The organism is Ruminococcus sp. HUN007, assembly GCF_000712055.1.
Taxonomy (GTDB): Bacteria; Bacillota; Clostridia; order Oscillospirales; family Ruminococcaceae; genus HUN007.
Map to the genome: position 1 here is coordinate 1483833 of NZ_JOOA01000002.1, position 21939 is coordinate 1505771.

At 42.9% G+C, this 21939-nt stretch carries 17 protein-coding genes and 1 pseudogene; 1 reads left to right on the top strand and 17 read right to left on the bottom strand.

The genetic code is table 11. The annotated features are described in order from the left end of the window. The first annotated feature begins 293 nt into the window (after positions 1-293). On the top strand, positions 294-950 hold the full coding sequence (gene pyrE, locus CC97_RS10620; protein ID WP_044974952.1) for an orotate phosphoribosyltransferase: 657 nt from the start codon (positions 294-296) through the stop codon (positions 948-950). Positions 951-1318: 368 nt separating this feature from the next. Here the strand turns inward: pyrE and CC97_RS10625 are convergent, their stop codons facing one another. The 17 genes and pseudogenes from CC97_RS10625 to CC97_RS10695 form a co-directional block, all read right to left on the bottom strand. After that, positions 1319-2449: a DHHW family protein gene (locus tag CC97_RS10625; RefSeq protein ID WP_049962835.1), complete on the bottom strand. Its 1131-nt coding sequence runs from the start codon at positions 2447-2449 to the stop codon at positions 1319-1321. 15 nt (positions 2450-2464) lie between these two features. Next, the gene (locus CC97_RS10630; RefSeq protein ID WP_044974953.1) at positions 2465-3868 is read right to left on the bottom strand and encodes an MBOAT family O-acyltransferase; all 1404 of its coding nucleotides are present in this window, start codon (positions 3866-3868) and stop codon (positions 2465-2467) included. Continuing rightward, entirely contained in the window at positions 3850-4473 is a 624-nt protein-coding gene (locus CC97_RS10635) for a DUF4093 domain-containing protein (protein ID WP_044974954.1), read from the bottom strand. The genes CC97_RS10630 and CC97_RS10635 overlap by 19 nt, the downstream gene beginning before the upstream one ends. 5 nt (positions 4474-4478) lie before the next feature. Further along, complete coding sequence (holA, locus tag CC97_RS10640) at positions 4479-5531, bottom strand: DNA polymerase III subunit delta (protein WP_044974955.1); 1053 nt, start codon at positions 5529-5531, stop codon at positions 4479-4481. An 8-nt stretch (positions 5532-5539) separates the two neighbouring features. Beyond that, positions 5540-7549: a ComEC/Rec2 family competence protein gene (locus CC97_RS10645; RefSeq protein ID WP_044974956.1), complete on the bottom strand. Its 2010-nt coding sequence runs from the start codon at positions 7547-7549 to the stop codon at positions 5540-5542. Between the two features lie 21 nt (positions 7550-7570). Beyond that, positions 7571-8110, bottom strand: a complete 540-nt coding sequence (locus CC97_RS10650; protein WP_044974957.1) for a phosphoribosyltransferase family protein — start codon at positions 8108-8110, stop codon at positions 7571-7573. A gap of 4 nt (positions 8111-8114) precedes the next feature. Further along, positions 8115-8462: a histidine triad nucleotide-binding protein gene (locus tag CC97_RS10655; protein ID WP_044974958.1), complete on the bottom strand. Its 348-nt coding sequence runs from the start codon at positions 8460-8462 to the stop codon at positions 8115-8117. Positions 8463-8693: 231 nt separating this feature from the next. After that, positions 8694-11315 (bottom strand): alanine--tRNA ligase, encoded by a 2622-nt coding sequence (gene alaS, locus CC97_RS10660; RefSeq protein ID WP_044974959.1) that lies wholly within the window; start codon positions 11313-11315, stop codon positions 8694-8696. 122 nt (positions 11316-11437) lie between these two features. Then, on the bottom strand, positions 11438-12025 hold the full coding sequence (locus CC97_RS18870) for a suppressor of fused domain protein (RefSeq protein ID WP_049962836.1): 588 nt from the start codon (positions 12023-12025) through the stop codon (positions 11438-11440). 209 nt (positions 12026-12234) lie between these two features. Then, positions 12235-12435, bottom strand: coding sequence for a hypothetical protein (locus CC97_RS10670; protein ID WP_044974960.1), 201 nt, complete (start codon positions 12433-12435; stop codon positions 12235-12237). 203 nt (positions 12436-12638) lie between these two features. Next, positions 12639-13487 carry an Rpn family recombination-promoting nuclease/putative transposase gene (locus CC97_RS10675; protein ID WP_044974961.1) on the bottom strand — a complete coding sequence of 283 codons (849 nt, stop codon included), beginning with the start codon at positions 13485-13487 and terminating at the stop codon, positions 12639-12641. Positions 13488-13887: 400 nt separating this feature from the next. Continuing rightward, positions 13888-14043, bottom strand: a pseudogene (locus CC97_RS20200) (hypothetical protein); the annotation flags it as partial. A gap of 89 nt (positions 14044-14132) precedes the next feature. Then, positions 14133-15242, bottom strand: coding sequence for a DUF5131 family protein (locus tag CC97_RS21590; RefSeq protein WP_081850083.1), 1110 nt, complete (start codon positions 15240-15242; stop codon positions 14133-14135). A 177-nt stretch (positions 15243-15419) separates the two neighbouring features. Next, complete coding sequence (locus CC97_RS10685; protein ID WP_049962837.1) at positions 15420-16325, bottom strand: hypothetical protein; 906 nt, start codon at positions 16323-16325, stop codon at positions 15420-15422. A gap of 34 nt (positions 16326-16359) precedes the next feature. Beyond that, a complete protein-coding gene (locus CC97_RS21040) occupies positions 16360-16530 on the bottom strand; it encodes a hypothetical protein (protein ID WP_242848167.1) in 171 nt (56 codons plus the stop codon). 274 nt (positions 16531-16804) lie between these two features. Further along, on the bottom strand, positions 16805-19225 hold the full coding sequence (locus CC97_RS10690) for a TIR domain-containing protein (RefSeq protein ID WP_044974962.1): 2421 nt from the start codon (positions 19223-19225) through the stop codon (positions 16805-16807). 71 nt (positions 19226-19296) lie between these two features. Beyond that, positions 19297-21900 carry a leucine-rich repeat protein gene (locus CC97_RS10695; RefSeq protein ID WP_081850085.1) on the bottom strand — a complete coding sequence of 868 codons (2604 nt, stop codon included), beginning with the start codon at positions 21898-21900 and terminating at the stop codon, positions 19297-19299. Positions 21901-21939 lie beyond the last annotated feature (39 nt).

The window sequence follows — 21939 nt, forward strand, 5'->3', positions numbered from 1 at the left end:
TAAAATCAATATTTCTATGCAAAATCTTCAAAACTACGGTTGAGAGATCCCAAAAATTATTTATGTTACACATACAACTTTATCTTTTTTTGTGAATAGTGCATTATTCAAATACAAATCTGCTGTTGCCTGAAACCGGATACTGTGATATAATGATAGTATAGGAAACACTGATTTAATGTCAGATCCGGCTTCGCCGGTTCTGACAGAGACGGTAGAACGGGGCTTCGCCCTGCACTGATTTGTGAATAATTCAGCGCTTCCTGTATTATTTTATCGGAGGATGACTTACAATGAGTTACAAAAACGACTTTATAAAGTTCATGACAGAATGCGGTGTTCTCACTTTCGGTGACTTCACTTTAAAGAGTGGAAGAAAGGCCCCTTATTTCGTAAACACAGGAAACTACAAGACCGGTAAGCAGCTTGCAAAGCTCGGTGAATTCTATGCTGAATGCATAAAAGATCATGGCATTTCACCTGACACTCTTTTCGGACCTGCCTACAAGGGCATCCCGCTTGCGGTAAGCTGCAGCGTTGCACTTTTCAACAAGTACGGCATGGATGTCAATTACTGCTTCGACCGCAAGGAAGCCAAGGATCACGGTGAAGGCGGCGTTATCGTCGGCAAGCAGCTCACAGACGGTGAAAAGGTAGTTATCATCGAAGATGTTATCACAGCCGGAACAGCTATCAGACAGGTCATCCCGGTCCTTAAGAATGCTGCTGATGTAAAGATCGAAGCTATGGTCATTTCCGTTGACAGAATGGAAAAGGGCAAGGAAGGCGATCTTTCAGCCGTTCAGGAAGTAAAGAGAGATTTCGGCATTGAGGTATTCTCTATCGTTACTATCGAAGATATCATAAAGGCTATTGAAGACGGTGTTATCAAAGGCAAGGAATACCTCGACAAGATGCTCGAATACAGAAAGACATACGGAATTAAATAATGTTGGGGTTTATCCCCCACCCCCAACCCCCTCCCCGTCGGGGAGGGGGCTTTCTTTTTGAGGGGGCTCCGCCCCCTCACCCCCGGAGATTAGCAGTCTACCCAATATGCTGCGCATGTTCCTCGGGCTCCGCCCCCTCACCCCCGGAGATTAGCAGTCTGCCCAATATGCTGCGCATGTTCCTCGGGCTCCGCCCCCTCACCCCCGGAGATTAGCAGTCTGCCCAATATGCTGCGCATGTTCCTCGGGCTCCGCCCCTCGCCCTCGAAGATTAGACAGACAGTGCCTGGCAGGATAAGCTTCTACGCGAAACTCCGACCCAGAACTAAACAAAAAACTCAGAGTTTTCGGACTCTGAGTTTTTTGTTTTAGTATGCTATTTTTTTGATGTTGTCATCCGAACTGAACGTCGTGCTGTTGTAGAGGAAGAGGATGTGGGTGTAGTCTTCCGGGTCGGCGTAGTCGCGGAAATTGTTTATGTAGCGCATGTCGAGTACCGTGATCTCGTTGTAGTGCTGGGTGAGGAACGGCACGAAGGAGTTTGCGTAGGAATCCTTGAAGATAAGGATCTTCTTGTCGCTCTGAAGATTTGTTTTTATTTTTATACACGGCTGATTGGTGCCGAGATAAACGCTGTACTTGTCCTTTACATCAAGGAACTCCCTGAAGTAGATGCTGTCGTAGGTTTTTTCCTCTATCGCGTTCGATACCGTACAGGAAACTACTTTTTCGCCTTCCTTGCTCGAATATATATCAATAGTATCAGGCTGAATATCGTCACAGAGCGTTTTCGAATAATAAGTTCCGCGGAAACCGCTTCCTGCATGCTCAATATCGTAGCGGCTGAACGGGACTGCCGAAAAGCCGAGCTTTGAGATAGCCGTGCTGTATGCATAATATGCGCCAAGGGAAGTCCAGTGATGATCCGTTCTGTAATAGATGTAGTCTTCCCTGGAAGCATTGAGAATATCGTAGACATTGATGGTAATGACTCTCGGATCAAGGTTTCCGTACACGTAGTCGATTATAGCGTGCTGATCAAGCTGAGGTGCATTTTCAGGGATCGAATCAGTATAGATACCTGCCGAAGTCGGCGCCAGCATAACATACACCGGCGTGCTGACAGATGCCGCCAGTTTGCTGATCGCATCTGTGGATTTGTCTATCGTTTCGTAGTCAGGTTCCGGAGTCCTTTCGATAAGTCTTCCGTCTGAAATATAAATGCCGTTTATCTCCCTGCGTCCCAGAGCAAGTTCAGTCCTGAGCTTGAGTTTCATCCATTTGTTTCTTCCGGCAAAGTGATCGGAAACATAAGCTTCAGCTTCATCCATGAAGCTTCCGTCAAACCAGCTGTCAAAGGAAAGTTCCGGCTTTTTCTGAAGAGTTCTGTTTTCAAGTTCCGAAAAGCTCTCTTTGTGTGAAAAGAGCGTAACGACTGCAAAAAAGCAAAGTACTGCAGGAAAGGCTGCCGCCTGTATCCTGTTCTTGAATTCTTTCAACTGATCCACCCCCTGTCAGAATCTGAAATAAAGAAACGGATTATATGTTGCGTCAACAAGATAGCAGGTACTGAATACAAGAAGTATGAGCTGTACAGCAGGTGAGACTGCTGCAAGCACTTTTCCGTACTTTTCGTTGTCTGAAATCCTGTCGAAGATCTTCTTCCGCCAATCTGCCGAAGCAAAAATACATACGGCAAAAATGATGCCGAATGACGTGAGCTGATAGACTGAAAGCGGATCAACAAGCTTTTTCGCTGCAAACATCGCTTTAAGATAATGCAGGAAATCTCCGGCTGTATCGAGGTCGAACATTGCCCATCCTATTACTGTCACAATGAAAGTATAAAGCGTACTCAGAATGGTAGGCATCTTTTCGAGCACTTTTGAAAATCCTGCTCTTTCAATGATTATCAGGAATCCGTAAAAGGCACCCCAGAGAATGAAATTGAAACTTGCTCCGTGCCAGAATCCTGTCAGTATCCATACTACCGCGAGATTAAAAAATGTACGTGCCGTGCCGTGACGATTGCCGCCAAGCGGTATGTAAAGATATTCACGGAACCATGAACCAAGTGTGATATGCCATCTTCTCCAGAATTCCGTAACGCTCTTTGACTGGTAAGGATGATCAAAGTTCACCGGGAATTCAAATCCGAACATTTTGCCAAGACCGCGGGCCATGTCTGAATAGCCGGAAAAATCAAAGTAGATCTGATATGTGAACGCAAGTATTCCGAGCCATGCGCTCAGAGCTGACAGTCCGGCATAATCCATACCCTTTATCTCTGTCCAGAGCGCTCCTATGTTGTTGGCTATAAGTACTTTTTTGGCAAGTCCCTTTATAAAAAGAGCTGTTCCTTCGCCGAATTTGTCAGCAGTAACTGTTCTTTCATCAATTGAATCCGCCACTTCATTGTACCGGACGATAGGGCCGGCAACAAGCTGCGGGAACAGAGAAACATAAGTCAGATAATTGATGAAATTCTTCTGAACCTTTGTCTGTCTGCGGTAAATGTCTATCGTGTACGACATACTCTGGAATGTGTAGAATGAGATGCCTATCGGAAGCGGCAGATCCGGCCGCGGAATATTCGTTCCGAAGGCTTTGTTTATAACATCCACAGCAAAGCCGCTGTACTTGAACACAAAAAGGAACCCAAGGTCAGCGACCATGGAAACAATGAGTGCCGCACGCCGTTTTCCCGTGCTTTCCGTCTTCGTCATGTAAATGCCTGCTGCGTAGTCCACAAGAGACGACACTATCATCACCCAGAAATACGCCGGCTCGCCCCAGGAATAAAACAGCAGCCCGGCTGCAAGCAGTATGATATTTTTATACTTTTTTGGCACCAGCACGTAAAGAATAAGAACTGCCGGCAGGAAAAAATATAAAAATGTTATACTTGAAAATACCATTTATCGTCTCCCCCTTTATCATCTGTCATTTCTCTGAATTCTTCCCTTGTCATCATGGTATTGAATGCCTCAAGCATACCGGTTGTCGAAAGTCTTTCCGGCAGTCCGAGCTTTTTCAGGATCTTTCTGCGTCTTTCAGCACTGTCCTGCATTCCGGTAAGCCCCGCCTCGTAGAGGTCAGTCCTCGTTATAAGATCCCTTGGCTGCTTAGTGTCACTGCCGTCATCGGTAAAACTTATTCCGGCTTTGCGGAAGGCCTCGATTATGAGTTCCTTTTTGATTCCCTCGACACCGAGTTTACCTTCACACGACGGCTTTTCCTTTCTTTTTTCCTTGCCGAAGACATCGGGAATATACACATTTGTTATCTTCCCCTCCGGTACAGATCCTTTGAGATATCCTCTTATTTTGAATCCGGCACCGTCCGGATCTGTCAGAATGATTATTCCTTTGTGCCTTGCATAGAATCTTATAAGTTCAAGTTTTTCCTTATCTTTAAAAATGCCGTATCCGTTGGTCACTATTATGGTGGCATCTATTATCGACTCCAGCTTTATCTTGTCGTACTTTCCTTCTACAATTACAGCCTGCTCTGTTTTAAGCAAACCATTCACGCTCCGTTTCCTGCTGCAAGCATCTGTGCCACAGACTGCTCGATGATTATTTTCTGGTCAAGTCTCGTGGACTTGCATTCAAGATCAGCCTTTTCAAGTATTTCAAGGCACTTTCTTAAGTGTGCAGTACTTGTTTTCGCAGCGTCACGGAAAGCATTGCGCACTACGAACCCACGTCCGTGGTATCCGAAATCTGCCTCAACTTCAGCCTCTTTCACGCCCGAAGCTCTTGCCGCCGACGCCCTGTAAAGATCCATGAAAGCGGATGCCAGGGCGGATATAATAAGCACGGCTTCAGTCTTTCCTGCTGTAAGGTCCTCAAGTATCGTAAAGGCTGCCGCTGAATTTCCTGATGTTACGGCTGATGCCATGGCAAACGCCGTGGTGTCTATGCCGACGGCTACCATTTCATCTATCATTTCTGCCGTTATCTCATCGCTCCCGGCAAATGAGGAGAGCTTGTTTATTTCGTTTGTGACCCTTAACGTATCGCCGAGACAGATAAGTGCAAGCTTTTCAGCGTTCTGCTTCGAGATTGACGAACCGTTTTCCGATGCGAGCTTCATTATCCCGCCGGCCATGTCAGCCGGTTTTCTGAGATCTGCTTCGGATACGGAACCCGCCTTTGTGCAGGCATCGATTATCTTTTTGTTTTTCGCTGTCGGTACCTTTTTTCCGCCCTTTACATCAAATCCTGTAACGGAAAACAGAAGCACGGTCTGGTCAGGCACATCCGCAATGAAAGCTGTCAGAGCCTTCAGGTCATCTGCATTCAGCGATTCACCGTTTAAGTCATTTACCTCGACGAAATTCCAGTCGGTAAACATAGGACAGATCTCAGCAGTATCAAGGAAACCGCTGATTTTCATATCATCACCGGTAAACCTGCTGTAATCTGATGCGGAATATCCCTTCCCAAGATACTTTCTCCGGACAAGCTCCGCCAGAGCCGAGACACGTCCGGCATCTTTTCCGTAAATATAATAGACTTTCCTTGTAACTGCTGACTTTAGTTCCTTTTCCAGTTCAGCCGGTGTGATAAGTGCCATTGTCCACCTCATTCAAGTCTGTAGACTTTAACCTTTCCTGATTCTGATTGTCTGACCGCAACGTTCTGTTCCGTAACCGCACCTTCACCGGTGCTGATCCCGGAATCATCTATTTTAATGATATTTCCGCAGTATTCCACTGTTACTCCGCCCTCCGGAACTGCTCTGACCGTGTATTTTCCCCTGTCGAGGAAAAGTCCCTCACTGTCAAAATGCTCCGGATCGCATCCGCATATTTCCGCACCGTACTGAGTGTAGACATCTTCCGGCACATAAACGTGGTCAACATCGTTAAGCACGAGCCTGCGCGAGTAGGAGGCCATGCTCTGGTACGGATCCTTCAGAAAGGCTACCGAGTCGATATGATGAACGCCGCGTATATCCGCAAGCTTTGAAATGTAACGGGAAGAAGTCTGCTTTCCGGTAAGATCGATAACGTCATTGTATTTTCCCATCGAGATCATCACAGCGGATGAACGTGAGGTACCGGTACGGCATACTGAAAGGATGTTTCTGTTCATCTGACCGTTTATGGCCGACGAAGCAATGAAAACCGCCGCCGATATACCCATTGCCGCAAGGGTGCTTTTTCCGCTTCTGTATCTGAACGCCGTAAAGGCAACGAAAACAGTAAGAAAAAGCGTAAGTACGGGAACAAAACCGCGTCCGAGGGCAACTGACGAAAGACCGGTATCCGAAAGGAAGGACGAGATCTTTATAACAAGCTTCGAGGCAAGTCCGCCTGCCATGAGCAGCGGATAAGCGAAAACATCCGCGCCGCCTGTCAGCGTTACTCCGAAGCCGCAGATCAGTGCGAAAGTACACAGCGGTATTATGATAATGTCCGAGACCGGCGAGATAAGCGAAGCCTCATCGAAAAACATTACCGAAAACGGAAAAACGCAGACTGAAATGCAGAACACGCCTGCCGCTTTTTTCTTAAGTCCTGCGAAGAATCCTTCGCTGCTCATGCTGTCTGTAACATACGGAACAAGAACTGATGCCCCGAATGTTCCTGCCGCTGACAGCAGAAAAGACGAGCTTCGTATAAGGCACGGAGAATGGATGAGAAGGATGAGTGCTGCAATACTCAGCGAATTGAGCGGATCAGGCTTTCTTCCGAAAAGTCCCGCGCTGCAGATAAGCGTCATCATAAGTGCCGCACGCACCACGGAGACCTGCATACCGGAAAACACCGTAAAAACTATTATGAAGGCTTCAGTAATGAAGAAACGCTTTTTTAGCGTCAGCTTTGTTTTTTCAAGAACTGCTGAAACAAGGCTTACCAGAAGTGCAAGGTGCATTCCTGAAACTGCGAACATATGTCCCGTTCCGCAGCGGTAAAGTTTCTTTTCCGTATTTTCGTCAAGACCGCTCTTTTCACCCATAAGCATTGCAGTTATAAGTGCACCGTATTCCCCGGGCAGCACCGTACTGATCTTACCTGAGATATGGTCACGGTAACGGTATACTGTCCTGCGGAAGGAAAAACGGTTTCCCGGCGTTATCTTTAAACTTTTTATTTTATCAGTCCTGAGGAAGATTCCTTCGGAAGCGTAGTGATCCTTTGCTTTGAAAAGGAAACTGTTTTCAAACTCCGAAGGCGTGCATGCAAATGAAAGCGTATCGAAGTATGTGCATTCAAGAGTGTTTACAGTACACATAAGCTTCACATGCTTTACACCGCCCGCCGATCCGTCAAGAAGATACAGAGACTTTCCGTCGGCGCGGTCAGTAATTTCTTTCACCCTGCCTTCGTAATGTATCTCCTGTCCGGCAAGGTCTCTTATTCTGTCGCATACGATACGGTCATTCAGTGTGAACGTGACCGCACCGGCAATGAAGAACAGAGCGGCAACAGCATAGTACACGAATTTTCTGACAGTTTTCCAAAAGAAAAATGCAGACACCAGCAGTGTTATCAGCATTGCCGGTATCTGCGCATCCGGTGGAAAAAAGGAAGCAAAGAACATTCCGGCTGTCCACGGGACCCCGGCATAGACCATCTTTCGCTTCATCCGATACAGATCCTCCGGATTTTATTTAAAGAACAGCGGAAGCTTTTCAAGGAAAACTATATCTGTTCTGTCTGCAGCATCGCCTTCTGCAAGGGCTGCGCATGCCTGAACGACTGTGCCTCCGGCCTTTTCGATAAGCTGTTCCATAGCTGAAAGTGATTCGCCTGTACTTATTACATCGTCAACAATGAGAACTTTCTTTCCCTTTATAAGGGCTGCCTTCTCATCGCCGAGATGAAGTGTCTGTTCGTCCTTTGTGGTTATGGATTTTACGTTTACGCTTACAGGATTGGTCATGTAAACCTTGACCGACTTTCTTGCGACAACGTAGTTCTTTCCTGACTGACGTGCCATCTCGTATGCAAGCGGGATACCCTTGGCTTCAGAAGTGAGGATGATGTCGAAGTCCGTTACCTTTTTAAGGAGCTCCTCTGCACATCTTACAGTTAGTTCAACGTCTGAAAACATAATGAACGCTGCAATGTCGAGCTTGTCGTTTACAGGATATCTTGTAAGTTCCCTTGTAAGTCCCGCAACATTAAGTGTGTACTTTTCCGCCATGCGATCAGTCTCCCTGCTCTGAGCTCCAGCCGAGCTTCTTTCCGGCAATTACGTGGAAATGGAGATGCTTAACTGTCTGGCCTGCGTCATCACCGTTGTTTGTGATAACTCTGAAGCCGCCGTCAAGGCCCATGTCCTTTGTGATCTTTGCGATAACTTCAAAGATGTGTGCCACAACTGCTGAGTTTTCAGCTGTTACAGCTGCCGCACCTGAAATGTGCTGCTTAGGGATAACAAGAAAGTGTACCGGAGCGATAGGAGCTATGTCATAAAAAGCGTATACCTGATCGTCTTCGTAAACCTTTTTGCTTGGTATTTCACCGTTTATTATTTTACAGAATAAACAATCCATTTTTCATTCACCTTTCTGTACGTGAAATGTCTTTCCGGACATTCACTGAAAATAACATAAACTTTTTATCTGCCATAAATGACACTGCCCTCCTGGGTATATCCACCCGGAGGGAAAGTGCTGCAGACCGGCTGCCGCAGGATAAAATTCCCGTCCGTGAGCACCTTACGGATCCGGTAAATCAGGAAAACTCATGCTTCTGACTTACCGGATATCCGGCCTGAAAATGTTTTACTTTATAAAATTACCGAGAACGTTCTTTATCTCTGCCATTGCTGCATCAGTCTTTGCAATGTCACCGATACCAGCCATAGCGCTGTCAGGACGTCCACCGCCCTTACCGCCTGTAAGACCTGCTATCGCGCCTGCGATCTTGCCTGCGTGAGCGCCCTTTGCAACTGCGTCCTTGCCGCATGATACTGAGAATACGCCCTTGCCGTCATTTACGCATGCGAGAACGGAGATAACATTTGCATCCTTGTCGCGGAGCTTGTCACCCATTGTTCTGAGAACGTCGTTCTTAACGCCGTCAACTCTTGCAGCAATAACGCTTACGCCGTTAAAGTCATAAGCACTGTCTGCAAAAGCACTGAGCTTCATCATAGCATTTTCTTCTCCGGCAGCCTGAAGTTCCTTTTCAAGTGCCTTGTACTCGTTCATGATCTGAGTGCACTTTGCTGTGAGTTCAGAAGCATTAGGAGCCTTGAGGATAGCAGCAGCTTCATTGATAACTGCAATGTTTTCGTTGAGGAGTGCGAGAACGCCTGAGCCTGTTACAGCTTCGATACGTCTTACACCTGATGCTACTGAGTTTTCTGAGATGATCTTGAAGAGACCGATCTTTGATGTATTGTCAACGTGAGTACCGCCGCAGAATTCAACTGAGAAATCACCGGCCCTGACTACACGTACAATGTCGCCGTACTTTTCACCGAAGAGGGCCATAGCGCCGAGCTTTCTTGCTTCCTCGATAGGAAGTTCCTTTGTTTCCACAGGAATGGATGAGAGGATGATCTCATTTACTCTGTTTTCAACCTTTGCGATCTCCTCAGGTGTCATTGCGCTGAAGTGTGAGAAGTCGAAACGGCATCTTTCAGGGCTTACGAGCTGACCGGCCTGGTGAACGTGTTCACCGAGAACTTCACGGAGAGCTGCCTGGAGAAGGTGAGCTGAAGTATGGTTCTTCATTGTAGCCTGTCTTCTTGTCACATCGATAGAAGCCTTTACCTTGTCGCCCTTCTTTACAGTGCCGCGGTCAACAGTACCGATGTGGAGGAAGTGACCGTCTTCTGTCTTCATAACTGAGTCAACTGAAACAACTGCGTTGCCTGAAATGATACCTGTATCGCTTACCTGACCGCCGCTTTCTGCGTAGAAAGGAGTTCTGTCGAGAACGATAACAACGCTTTCACCTTCAGAAGCGCTTTCCTTTTCTTCTGTGCCGTCAAAGACTGCAAGCACTTCAGAATCGTTTTCTGTTTCTGTGTATCCTGTGAATACTGTCTTTGCGACAGCGATCTTGATGCTGTTGTCAGCCCATGATGAACTTGCCTTTGCTGCATGGTCAGCCTTTGCCTTGTTTCTCTGTTCGAGAACGAGTTCCTTGTATCTGTCCATGTCGATCTTAAGACCCTTTTCCTCTGCTATTTCAAGAGTAAGGTCAATCGGGAATCCGTAAGTATCGCTGAGCTTGAATGCATCTTCACCGGAAAGAATGCCGTTCTTTGATTCTTCGATAAATTTGTTAAGGAGTTCAAGGCCGTTGTCAACTGTCTTTGCGAAGTTTTCTTCCTCGACCTGAATGATCTTCTTGATGTATTCAGCCTTTTCACGGAGTTCCGGATAAGCCTTTTCATTTTCCTGAATTACTGTTTCACATACCTTGTAAAGGAATGTGTCCCTGATTCCGAGAAGTCTTCCGTGACGCGCAGCACGGCGGAGAAGTCTTCTGAGAACGTATCCGCGTCCTTCGTTTGATGGCATTACGCCGTCGCCGACCATAAATGTTGTACTTCTGATGTGGTCAGTAATAACACGGAGTGAAACGTCAGACTTGCTGTTTGTGTGGTATTCAACACCTGCGATCTTGCAGATGTGCTTCATGATATTCTGAACTGTATCAACTTCAAAGATATTGTCAACGCCCTGCATTACGCATGCAAGTCTTTCAAGACCCATACCTGTGTCGATGTTCTTGTTCTTCATTTCTTCGTAGTGGCCGTTGCCGTCTGAATCGAACTGGCTGAAAACGAGGTTCCAGATCTCGATTATTCTGTCAGCGTCACTTGCCTGCTCGAAGTTTTCAAAAGGACCGTAAGCCTCACCGCGGTCGAAGTGGATCTCGGAGCACGGACCGCAAGGACCTGAGCCGTGTTCCCAGAAGTTATCCTTCTTGCCGAGACGAACTATCTTTTCCTTCGGGATGCCGATCTTGTTCATCCAGATCTGTTCAGCTTCGTCATCGCTTTCGAAAACTGTGATCCAGAGCTTTTCTGCAGGGATCTCGAGTACCTTTGTAAGGAACTCCCATGCCCATTCGATAGCTTCATTCTTGAAGTAATCGCCGAATGAGAAGTTACCGAGCATTTCGAAGTATGTACCGTGTCTTGAAGTCTTGCCGACACTTTCGATATCAGGTGTTCTGATACACTTCTGGCATGTTGTGACTCTCTTGTTCGGAGGAACTGCCTGTCCGAGGAAGAACTTCTTGAGAGGTGCCATGCCTGAATTTATAAGAAGAAGGCTGTTGTCACCCTGTGGTATCAGCGGTGCGCTTGCCATTCTTGTGTGCATCTTGCTTTCGAAAAATGAGAGATAGAGTTCTCTCAGTTCATTTAATCCACGCCATTCCATTATAAGAAAACGCTCCTTTGAATTTTAATATACAAAACAATGTTTGATCCGGATTCGCCGGATTTCCGAAGAGGAATGCGGGGCTTCGTCCCGGTTCCCCACGCTGATTTATAAAATCAGCTTTATAAAACTGATTTTCTTTCGAAGTCGAACATGTCGATGTTCTTTTCAACGAAAAAATTCTGAAGTGCGTCAATACCGTTTTCAGACATGTAGTCGCATTCCGCCTGCGAGATCGGAAGTGCATAAAGGAAAGTGATAATGCTCTCGTCCGCATCAGTCACACCGAATGACTTCTTCCAGAGCGGAGGAGGAAGCATGAGGAAAAGATGCTTCATATCTGAATTAGGATAGTAAAGCTCCATTATTCCCTTTAGTACGGTTCCGTATCCGTAACGGATGTTGGTATCGTATATTCCGATGCCGGCTGTTGAAAGGATCTTGCCCGCCATATCGTGTCCGCCGTATGAAGACATGATGATCTCGGCACGGATCTCCTTGCCGGTATTTGAATCACTGTATCCTGTAGTTCTGTTTACAAGGCCGAGAGTAGAAGCTGTAAGATAGTTTCCGCCCGGACTCTGCTTTGCATAAAGAATATCGAGCTTGTGCTCGGCATCCTGCTTCTGATATGAAAACGCAGCCTGCACACCACCGAGTGTTTCAGTTAAAACGCTTATCATTTTTTCTTCGTATTTATTTAAAGCCATATCGTATCTGCCTCCGATCCATATATATTTACTCAATAAAAATACACATATTATAATTATAACAGATACACAGATTTTGTCAACGATTTTAACCGTTTACTTAAATAAAAAATTCCCCGGCACGGACTAAAAAATCCACTGCCGGGGAAATATCGGTCTGTTATTTTACAGTAAACGCAAAATAAATTTTTCGTTTACTATATATCTTATCAGTAAAAGCCGCCTTCACCCTGTACCTTCAGGAAAATGATGACATTCGCAGCTAAAATGGCTACGTCAACAAGTCCTATAAGTCCGTACAGTATAACACTGAGCAAAGCCGCAATTCCGGACACCACTATAGCCGCAATACCGCGGTTACGGTCCTCTGTTTTTCTCCAGAATCGAATGCTGAAAATCAATGATAACATTTTAATATCCCCCTCTGTTGTAATCCACATTTGTTTTCAGAACTGTTGAATATCAGCTCTGTTTTTTATAGCATTAATTATAATATAAAAAACAACAGAAATCAATATCAGTTTTGTATAATATTAATAATAGTTCTTTGGGTATTGCGTCAGTTATGTATCATGATTACCCGAAAGGATTTTCATCTCACGTCCTGAATCTTTTAACCTAACAGGATTTCCTTTGCTATCTCTAAGTCGCTCTTTTCGGGATAAGTGTCCAGCAAATCACAAATACTGGAAAACTGCTCTTTGCTCAGCGAAAGTACCTTTATTAAAAAAGCATCATTTCCTTTATTTCTGCCTTCTCTGACAGCTGAAACCTTATCCTCATATTTTCCAAATTCTCTTTCTTCGTCAAGTTTCATTGCCAACGTCATATAATCCCGCCTCCACTTTTCATTTATCTTGACCTTTTTAACGGCTTTGTCAAGATTATCAGCATATGTTCCTTCTGGCGGAGCCTGACCCGCCATATACTTTAAAGCTGCTTTCAGTTCTTCATTTATTTCACCAACCGAACCGTTAATATACAGAACAACGGAAAGTGTTCCATCATCAAGATAAACACTGCTGTCTTCCTGACACTGACCTTTGAACGTATACATATACCTGTCTTTTCCGTAATAATCAAAATCGCAGATAAAGATCACAATACTATTTTTCAGTTCAGTGACTTTCCTGCCCTGCTCAAGAATATTGATGTCTATCATATCATGATAGTAACGGATACGCTTAGCCAGGTCCTTCTCATTGGCTACCTGAATCTCAATATTGTAAACCGTATTGTTATCATCCTCACAATATACATCTAAGCGAACACTTTTGTAACCATAGTTGGCACTGATTGTTTTCTGCCTTTCCGGATAAGTGATGTGCGCGATTTTGATACCAAGTATGTATTCAAGCAACGGTTTAAGATTCTTTTCCTCGCTCATAACCGCTCCGAACATAAAATCGTCCTTGATAGTGAGTTCTTCAAATGGTTTAATATTACCTGCCTTTTCTGACATAGTGTTTTTCCTCATTTCTTATAATTATTTTAGCATATCATGTTTTACATTGCAACAAGTGCTTATAAAACATTTTTGTATTATAATGCCATTATATCATAGAATCCTTAAATTGTCAACCATTATTTTCTTTGTATTCCATGTCGTATTGCTATTTCTATATTTTTGTCGTCATCGTCATACTTGGCTTTATGCGCAAGTGCTATTCATAACACCTCTGCTAAAATGGTGCGCCTCCGGCGCACTATCGATAGTACTGCCGGACGGCAGTACCTTTTTGATGTGGCCAACGAAAAAGCATCTACAGAAATGAGTGCGTAGACTCATATTCTGCAGATGCTTTTCTTATGTACTATCGGAGAATCCATTAAAGGCAGAGACGTGAGTTTTTTCATGTGCTTTACCACGAACGTATTTCCTTGTTAAGTTCCGCTTTCAGCTGTTCAAGGACATACTGCTCATTAAATGTCCCGGCTATTCTTTTATCCTTGTCACAGTTAAGCACGATCATATCTTCGTATTCATTTTTTCCGAATTCTTCAACAAGATATGTTTTACCGACCTGTCTGCCATGTCAACATTTTCAGGAACGAACTTTTACGATTTGGCACATTTTTCGGAACGAATATACAACATGCACAAATTTCACTTCTGATATTCTCTCATTATCCACTCCATGAGCACGTCTGTCACGTACTTCTGTTCTGCATCTGTGAGCACTTTTCCGGAGGAGATGTTATGCCATTTTTCGAGGCAGCTTCTGCAGCAGCAGGCTGATGCGTGCTGGGCGATGAACACCGGATGCCCGCGCATCGGTGTCTGCTTACCGTCGTTTTCGGGATTTTCCGGTGCAAGACGCTTGGCGACAAAATCTTCTGCGTGTTTTCTTATAACGTCCATGCCCTTGTCAGAAATGTATTCTTTGTCTTTTTCGGAAAGATGAAATCTGTTCCGAAAGGTGGATGCTGAAAGGCGTTCGAACAGGTGTTTTCTTTCCGGAAGGCGGTACACTATGGCATCTGCCGAACCTTCACCGGGAGTGTAGCTGTAGCCGGATTTTTTAGCCTGTGCCATCTGCAGGGCACGTTCAATATGATAGAGTTTTCCGTCCTTGATGAATTTCGCTCCGGTCTGCTTGAAATAAAAAGGAACACCGGCACGGACACATTCACGCCGGAGCTCCGTTATCCATCTGAAATCACACGGCCTTGCATTACTGCCGGATTCACCGCCGCAGGTAACGTGTTCGATCAGTCCTGTAGCGAGATATTTTTCGATGTTTATACTTTCGAGCATCGGCTCGGTAATTATCTCACGGTGCTTTATCGGAAGAGAAAGAAAAACCGGCAGTCTGCGGTCGGCCATCTCCTGATTTTCGCAGGTACAGCAGATGATGACATGATCCCATCCGTCCCCCCAGTCCGGCGGCATGCACTGTTCAAACCGTTCGATCCTCTTGGTTATTATGTGGAAAGAAAGGTCGCTTCTGAAACGGATCATCTCCCAGCAGGCCTTACGCCATTCATCGGCATCTTCCAGGAAAAAGTCAGAAGTCATGCAGGTGAAAACAACTCCGTCATCCGGTGAAAGCCTGTACTCGCCGTAGCGGTTCTTGCGCAGAGGAAGATCATAGTCACCGGTCTTTGTGACTATGCTCGCATCCTTACCGATACTATCGTCACGTCTGTACACATAGCAGTTTGCACATCCCGGACTTGTTTTATGGCACCCGTGCCATGGATTCCAAAGAGACATATCTTCCCCTCCTTAAAACTGCCGCAGATGTCTTACAGTGAACGGACTGCGCCGTAAACTTCGTGGCTTATTCTAATCATACGATTGCTTCAACAATAGTTTTATCACCGTATTCAACGGTCTTTATACCCGTTTCCTTATTTTTACTGAAACTGAAAGTAAGCATGTATCCTTTCTTCATATGCCAGGTTTCAAAGATGAAGTAAGCATATCATTGTACAGCCTTGTTTCGAATATTCTGTTTGCGATAACTATCGTATTATCGACAACTCTGACAAAGCCGAACCTTACAAGCAGATTGGCGGCTTCATTATCCGGGTTATAAGGAATTGTGTCGCCACGGATGAGTATGTTATACAGACTGCTTTTTACTTCCGGATAGTCCTCAAGCTTATTGTTCAGCGATTCAAACAGAGGATCGTTCACGGACAATATACGGTTTACTGCCACTATAACTCCGCTTTCATCCCAGGAATGTATCTCCTCGTCAATAAGTTTGCATATATGCGAAACAAGTACCGGATATCCTGAAGTATAATCGTAAATAAGATTGGCCAGAGCGCGGGTATCCATATCGGATCCGTGATCGGTTTTGTATTCTGAAAGCATGCCCTCTATACCGCCAGTACTGAGGCTCATGTCTATATTAAAATCGATGGCAATATTCCACGGACTGTTATGCTGATGATCAGCGTCACTGCGTATTCTGCTTTTAAGATTGCGTATATCGCGTACTCCGGCAAGGATAACGGAACGGAAAAAGCTCAGCCTGTTTCGTCTCAGATAGTACCCTCTGATCATACTAAGAAAATCGATGAAAATATCTGTTCCGGCAGCATTATCTATTTCGTCGATCATGAGTACAACCGCTTTTTCTGATCCATCGCATATTTCACAGAAAACATCAAACAGATCAGCAAGTACAAGATCCTTTCCGGGTGTTTTCAAGTTTTTTAAAGTATCTTTAGTCTCATTATTCAGCGATGCACGTAATGAGCTGTTTCTGTACATTTCACGTGCAAACGCCAAAACAAATCCGCTCTCCGAATCAAGGTCGGCAGCACTGAAAAACTGAAGATCCATACTGATCACAAGATATTCTGAATCGAGATAGTTTTCAAGCGCATTCAGAGTAGTGGTTTTTTCCGTACTGCCTTCCGCGGTTTATGATAAAATAGTCGCCCTGAATGATCATTGATCTGATTTTTTCAAGTCTTTCGCTGATATCAACCATATAGTGTTCATCCGGAAAACACGCACCTGTAATGTTGAATCGTTTGTTTTTCACTTCCTGCCGCCTCCTTTTTTTATACATCACTATTTATTATACTATATCTGATGTATCTTTACAAGGCATACAGTTTTAAAATGGTGAGCTGCCTTCGGCAGCTGTTTGATAGTAAAAGCATCGCGATGCCTGATAACTTTTTTGGGGCAGTGGAAAACATATAGCATCTGCAGAAAAAATCCGGTAATCAGTGAATAATGATTACCGGATTTTTTGAACTGTCAAGCCATTTCAGGATTTTTGGAATCACTCTTATAATTCAAATAATATATCTTTAACGATAAAAATACAGGAATTGTCCATCAATCCATCCATAATAATCTCCGTCATCTGTATCCCAGCATTCATACCAGTCTAATCCATACGAGAAAGTCTTTCTTTTGGCAGTAATATGCCATGTATCTTCACAGATCCACTGTACAGTCTTTTCTCCACCATAACATACATAATCCGTCGTATATCCTTCTATTTTCAAACCACCTGAAGATATCTGTCCTTTTAAATAAGGACTTAAATTATTGATAGTACTTGGTTTTACAGCCGGAGGTTCTCCTAATTTCACCCAGTCAGCACTAACAAAACCATCAACACCCTTGTACGATGTAAAATACCAGTTCGAATCACCAGAGTTATATAATTCTAGTTTTGTGTTTTTAGGTATTTTTGCAAGAACGCTAGAATCTGTAGAAGCTGATTTTCTGAGATTAAGAACATCGTTTGCATCAACATATCCTTTGCCTATGTAACTATGTGTTTCAGCTTTCTGAAAATCAGGAACATACTTTTTTACGTTTGCTTCTGAAAACGACTCAAAATTGATATTTAATTTCGGACTGCACTGATTCCAGGAATTAAACCATCTGACATAATCATAATAATCACAGGTTGATTTTTCGCCGCTTACAGAGTTGCTTATAAAATATACAACCCCAGTCATACTTACATCTATATCATCAGGAAACCCTTCACCTTTAAAACCTTTAGGGTTCGCTGATTTATCCCATGAATCCAAAGAATAAGCGAATGTATATTCATCTTTTGCCTTGTCATACTGCATTACAGTATAAGGCCATAATGTACCAAGACCCTGATTATGACTCCATGGACTTTCAACATAACCATTTTTATAGAAAGTCGAAGCATTACTCATCCCAGAACTCTGGACAACTTTATCTGAACTGTCAACTTTATAAATATAAAGCGCTTTAGATGCCATAGCGCCTGTTACAATTTTAACAAGCAGCTCAGCTTCGCCATCTGAATCTATGTCACAGATTGAAAAACTGTTTTCATCGAATTTTTCATTTCCCATAACTATGCTGCTGTCAGTACTCATGTCATTGTACACTACAGGCAGATAGTTCATAAGGATCTTTCTTGAACGATCTGAACCAGCACCGACTTCTACAAGTTCATCTGATACTTCCAAAGTCAGATTTTCAGCTTCAGAACCATTTGAATTGTCAATGGCGTCAGAATCAGTTATCTGATCATTATCCGAAATATTCTTTTGACCATTTTCACCCTGGTCAATGTTATTCTGGTTTTCATTTAAATCACTGCTTCCATTATTGGTGTTATCAGCAGAAAAAGATTCTTTTTCTAACGTTTCTTTCGAACCTTTGTTCTTTTGCTGAACCCCAAACAGTATACCAAAAGAAATGCAAAGTAAAGCTATGATTCCGGCAAGCACATATACAACGGTTTTATTCTTTTTTCCTGATTCTGAAGAAATTTCGCCCTGAACACTGACATCTTCCCTGATCACCTGCTTTTCCTGTATAGCAGGTGCGGCATTGTCATGGCCGGTTATCTTTTTGATCCCGCGAATCAGATCCTGCAGAAAACCGATTTTCGACATATCCTGTGACTGAAACAGTGAAAGTTCATTCGGAAGATCATACGGATCCATATCTCTGTATGCCGGTATCAGTATACGGTTTTTGTCTTTCTGCATGATCTGAAGATAACGGCTCCATTCATTTCTTACCCAGACTGCATTGAAGTATTCCGGTTTTGTTCCGACAACTACCATTACTTTTGCAGAATTCAGTGCTGCGAATATATACGGTTCATATTCAGTTCCAAGTTTTGACTCAAGAGTGATCCTTGAAAAGAAAACTTTAAATCCTTCCTGTACCAGACCGTAATAAAGATCCTGTGCCAGCACCGAATCTGCTGTACGTCTTCCGTTTGCATCAGTTTCCTTGTAACATATAAAAACATCAAACGGATCCTCTTTATTTGATATCTCCAGAATTCCTTTCTGAATATTATTGATTATCTTTGCTTCACGCTCATATACATTACGCTGCATAGTATCTGCGCAGTCAAGTGCAGTCAGATAATCCGGATCTTCAAGTATCGATTTATACTGTGTCCTGTGACATGTTGGTATTTTATTTTTTGTTACAGGATCATCAACATATTCTATGCCGTAACGGCACAATACAATTGACCAGAAAAGTTCAGCATCTTTTCCTGATTCAGCAGCCATTTTTTCATAGATCTCTGCTGCTTTATCGAATTCGCACTGCTGACGGAAATGGCTGGCACGATTAAATAAATTTACTTTCTGATCATCATTTATTTTCGGCAGAGTCTGTTTAGTCCCGCAGTATTCACACTCGCACACCGTAATACCATCGGATATTTCAAGTGAACCTCCGCACATTTTACATTTAAATACAGCCATTTTTTGTCCTCCGCAATAATACACTTTATCAAAATATAAATACAATAATATCTTAACGATTAATTCTGTCATCAATAAAAATCAATGAACCCCACATTAACCCAGCCATAGTAGTCTCCGTCATCAGTGTCCCAGCATTCAAGCCATAATGTTTCACTTGAATGATAAACATTTTTTACTGTTATATGCCATCCGTTTTCGAGATTTTCCCTGACGGTTCCATAAACATTGTTTTTTACAAAGTTTTCAGTATAGCCTTTCACAGTATCGCCATGTCCGTTTATTTCTCCTGTTTTTGGAGTAAATGAAGACCCTTGTACCGGATACAGAATATAAACATAATCTGAGTGAACATATCCCATACCTTCTGATGATTCAATACGAAGCCATTTGCCTTGGACTGCTTTTATATACATCATCTTGCCCTTCGTAAGTTGTGCAACGATACTTGCTGAAGTATTTGGTGCACTTCTTATATTAAGTGGTCCATCATTTACGATACCATATCCAAAATTATTACTGTCGAGAACAATGTTTGAACCATTTTTTCCATATAATTCTTCTGTTTTTTCTATGCTTCTTTTCCTGCGGTCCTGAGCCTCAGCTTCATCTTTACAAATATCTTTACACCATAAATACAGTGATGTTGAAGGAGTATCCAGATCGGCATCCAAAGGAAAATCAGCGGAAAAATCACAGTAATATCCGTTGACTGTGATATGACCTGTTGCTCTTTTACACGGTTTTATCATACTTTCTGAAAGTGTGTCATTATCAAAAAAAATATAATCTGTAAGTTCTTTGTAGCTCATTCCGGCATGAACATAGTCTGAAAGATATTCTCCGTCTGATACATAAACACCCAAAATCTTTGTATTATCATCGACAAGTATTTTATCTTTTTCAATAAATTCAAAAACTTTTTTTCCATAAATCATTGAGTTGATATATCCGCCATCAACATCGGAAAACTGTGCAGTGTGGGCCATAATATCATAATCAGGCTGACCAAGTGCTTTTTTCATATCTGGAATAGTTGTACCGATATATTTATAAATACCGTCCTGATCTAAAAATCTCACTACTTTCCTGTAAGTTGTTTCGCCTTCCGGAATACATTCTGCAGAATCAAAAACTTCAGTCATTGAATTGCTTAAAAATAAGTATTCATCCATTTCAGCCTTGTTATTAATATCAAACCTCACATCATTCGGTTTAAACCAGTAGACATATCTGTCACCTGCCTGACCAAGATAGCCAAACATCGTGTTGTGTTTAGTTTCGTCAAAACTTATTCCAAAGACTTTTCCGTCGCTTTCTTCGTTATAGAACGCTAATTTATCGTATAGAATATTGTCTCTGATTACAAATTTATCTTTCCATTCTGCCGGGAAAGTAAGTGTGCAAGGTTTTTCTGTATATTCAACCCGGAGTGTTCCATCTGAATTCTCCGTGATTTTAACACTATCGTCCACATCAAATGCTTTTTCTATTATTTTCTCCGGCTGATCTGATGGCGACGGTTCCGGTGTTGGTGATCCCATAGGAACCGAATCGGTTATTCCAAACAAGTACACCTTAAGAACATTTAAATCCATAACATCCACTATTCCGTCATTATTGACGTCATAATTGTAACCCAAAGTCGCTTTAACATCCGGAGAAGGTGAAGGCTCGGCAGCATCAGTTGGTTCAGTTGTCGGAATCACAGTTGGTTCAACAACCGGAGACGGCTCCGGTTCAATTACTTTTTCCAGTTCAACAAACTCATAATCCATTTCACCGGCAAATTGCTGTACATATGAGCCTGCATATCCTTTGATAACAGGTTTACAGCCATCAAAAGCTGTTCTGCTTATAATTTTAACAGATTCCGGAATAGTTACTGATTCTAGCTTGGTTTTCGCAAAAGCATTTGTATCAATTTTAACCGTACCATCAGGAATCTCATACGTTTTAAGTTCAGTTTTCTGAGGGCACTTTATTAATTCTGTTTTATCAGCATTATAAAGAATTCCCTGATCACTGGAATAAAAACTGTTACCAGATTCAACTTCAAAAGATTTCAGATTAGGTGTATTATTCAAAAAAATATCATGAATGCTTCTTACAGATGAAGAGATGTCTATTTTATTCACTTTGAGTTCCAAACTTTTTTGTCCGGAGCTTCTTTTAAAAATATTAGTTCTCATTTCAATTACAGCCGAATCAAACACCTCTATATTATCAGGCAACCGAATTTCAAGAGGCTCTAAAAGTATATCTGAAATAGCATCTTTACCTAAAGCAGAAACATTTTTACCCAAATCTAAATATTCCAAATTCTCGGCAGGAAAACCAATAAAAGCGTAATCACATATTTCTGTAACGTAATCCGGAATATCAATTTTTGAACTTGTATCTATTCGTTTTACTGGATAGCGCTTAATTTTTGTTCCACTTTTATCAAAAAGAATTCCGTTTATGGCTTTATAGTAAAGATTATTATCTGAAACTTCGAATTCCTCAGCAGTAATCATCGCTAATTCAGATGGGGAAAAAGCATCTCTATCTCCAACTACCGTGATATCGCTATAAGATTTTATAGATAAAGTTTGATCAGGAATCGAACTAATGTATATTCCTGAAAATAAAAGTGTGGCTGCAGTAACCACTGCTAAAGTTCTTCTTTTCATTTTTTACTCTCCCCTGTTCCTTCCTTATTATCACAAAAA

Coding starts and splice junctions, on each gene's coding strand:
- pyrE (WP_044974952.1), top strand. CDS start 294: ATGAGTTACAAAAACGACTTTATAAAGTTCATGACAGAATGCGGTGTT.
- CC97_RS10690 (WP_044974962.1), bottom strand. CDS start 19,225: ATGGCTGTATTTAAATGTAAAATGTGCGGAGGTTCACTTGAAATATCC.
- CC97_RS10670 (WP_044974960.1), bottom strand. CDS start 12,435: ATGTTATCATTGATTTTCAGCATTCGATTCTGGAGAAAAACAGAGGAC.
- CC97_RS10685 (WP_049962837.1), bottom strand. CDS start 16,325: ATGGATCTTCAGTTTTTCAGTGCTGCCGACCTTGATTCGGAGAGCGGA.
- CC97_RS10630 (WP_044974953.1), bottom strand. CDS start 3,868: ATGGTATTTTCAAGTATAACATTTTTATATTTTTTCCTGCCGGCAGTT.
- CC97_RS10655 (WP_044974958.1), bottom strand. CDS start 8,462: ATGGATTGTTTATTCTGTAAAATAATAAACGGTGAAATACCAAGCAAA.
- CC97_RS18870 (WP_049962836.1), bottom strand. CDS start 12,025: ATGGCTTTAAATAAATACGAAGAAAAAATGATAAGCGTTTTAACTGAA.
- holA (WP_044974955.1), bottom strand. CDS start 5,531: ATGGCACTTATCACACCGGCTGAACTGGAAAAGGAACTAAAGTCAGCA.
- CC97_RS10675 (WP_044974961.1), bottom strand. CDS start 13,487: ATGTCAGAAAAGGCAGGTAATATTAAACCATTTGAAGAACTCACTATC.
- CC97_RS10695 (WP_081850085.1), bottom strand. CDS start 21,900: ATGAAAAGAAGAACTTTAGCAGTGGTTACTGCAGCCACACTTTTATTT.
- CC97_RS10650 (WP_044974957.1), bottom strand. CDS start 8,110: ATGGCGGAAAAGTACACACTTAATGTTGCGGGACTTACAAGGGAACTT.
- alaS (WP_044974959.1), bottom strand. CDS start 11,315: ATGGAATGGCGTGGATTAAATGAACTGAGAGAACTCTATCTCTCATTT.
- CC97_RS10645 (WP_044974956.1), bottom strand. CDS start 7,549: ATGAAGCGAAAGATGGTCTATGCCGGGGTCCCGTGGACAGCCGGAATG.
- CC97_RS21590 (WP_081850083.1), bottom strand. CDS start 15,242: ATGTCTCTTTGGAATCCATGGCACGGGTGCCATAAAACAAGTCCGGGA.